General features: G+C 38.9%; 1 protein-coding gene. It reads left to right on the top strand.

Annotated features, from left to right (window positions below):
* Positions 1-171: 171 nt before the first annotated feature.
* The gene (locus P5G61_RS31760) at positions 172-1,230 is read left to right on the top strand and encodes a flavin-containing monooxygenase (RefSeq protein ID WP_024634450.1); all 1,059 of its coding nucleotides are present in this window, start codon (positions 172-174) and stop codon (positions 1,228-1,230) included.
* Positions 1,231-1,760: the final 530 nt, after the last annotated feature.

Raw genomic sequence — 1,760 nt, 5'->3', positions numbered from 1 at the left:
ACTTTACGAACTTTAGGCTCGTCATAACAGTAAATTTCACAACTGTCCTTCATAAATATACCCTCCAGTCAATCAAAGTTGTATTTGATTATTGTTACCTTACCATATTATAATTATTCAATCAAACGAAAATTTGATTGAAGTTGATTACTCAATTGAAGGAGGATAACTATGTACGATGTGTTAGTTATTGGTGCAGGACAAGCCGGATTAGCCACAGGGTATTACTTAAAACAAACGGGTTTAAACTTTATGATTCTGGACTCTGCACCATCAATAGGCGATTCTTGGCGTCGCCGATACGAATCACTCCATCTCTTCACACCTCGCATGTATGATGGATTACCAGGAATGTTGTTGAATGGGGATCAAAATGGTCTACCGAGTAAAGATGAGATTGCAAGTTATCTTGAATCATATGCAAATCACATGGAGTTACCCATCATGTTGAAATGTTTAATTAAACGACTTCGTAAGAAGGATAAACACTTCATAGTAGAATCATCCAATGGTGGTATAATGGAGGCGCGTAAAATTATCGTTGCAACAGGCCCTTTCCAAGTCCCCAATATCCCGCCCTTTTACAAGTCCTTTTCAGATGAAATTATCCAGTTGCATTCTTCAGAATACTTAAATCCGGAACAGTTAAGACCTGGAAACACGGTGGTTGTTGGTGGAGGAAACTCTGGTGCTCAAATAGCAGTGGAGCTGGCAAAAGATCAAAATAGAAACAACTCAATATACATATCCATAGCACGGGAGATTGCGTTTAAGCCTTTGTACATTATGAATCGAAGCATCTTCTGGTACTTTGAAAAACTCGGGTTTCTCCGTGCTAAGACTCAGAGTCCAGTTGGTAGATGGTTAAAAAACCAGACTGAGCAAGTATATGGATATGATCTGAAACGACTAATTAAAAGCGGAGAAGTATGTGTTGCTCCTCGGGCACTGAACGCTAGTGGCAACTATATTACATTTGAGGATGGGACTCAGATCAAGGTGAATAATATAATTTGGGCTACTGGATTCAGGCGAGATGACCAATGGATTGATATACATGACGCATTTAATTTGCATGGCCAAATTCAACATACTGAAGGTGTTTCCCAGGTTGCTGGATTGTATTTTGTCGGGCTACCTTGGCAAAGTTCTAGGGGTTCAGCCTTATTGGGTTGGGTAAAATATGATGCTCAAAAAATTGTAAGCCATCTAAATGCAACTTTTAATTAGAAAATGCTTCTGTTTTCACTAACGGTTGAAAATAGGGATCGGTGCAGAAAAGCTACGATCCTTTTTTTATACCTTTACGGACATTCAACTACCCTTCGTTAGCTTAATGATTTAACGAAGAAAAGACCGATTAGTTATATTCCTAATCGGTAATAAGACCATGTTCTTGTCCAATACAGTAATCGGTTCAAGTTCTTGTCCCTCTACAAGTACAAGTCAGGACAAAGTACGATCTAGATAATATTTTCACTCTTTGATACAAAAGCACATTCGCCATCCTCTACATTTCTTTGCTAAAGTGCTTATTGACGAGCTTGTTATATCCATTTCAAATGGGATTAAAGTTCCAGTTGATATACTTCCGAGTATTGAAGCTGGTCTTTTGATCATAATCCAGCCTTCAGCGTTTTAGTCACTCAAAAGAGACCCACCACTTCCACTTTAGATATTCACCTAATCGGTAATAGGACTATGTTCTTGTCCATTCCGGCGATCGGTACAAGTTATTGTTCCTCGACAACCCGGTCTCA

Origin of the sequence: Paenibacillus vandeheii (genome assembly GCF_030433635.1) — a bacterium.
GTDB lineage: Bacteria > Bacillota > Bacilli > Paenibacillales > Paenibacillaceae > Paenibacillus > Paenibacillus vandeheii.
This window is presented reverse-complemented; position numbering and strand designations above follow the sequence as displayed.

Bases quoted from the DNA above. Each gene is read 5' to 3' on its own strand.
- P5G61_RS31760 (WP_024634450.1), top strand. From the start codon at position 172: ATGTACGATGTGTTAGTTATTGGTGCAGGACAAGCCGGATTAGCCACA.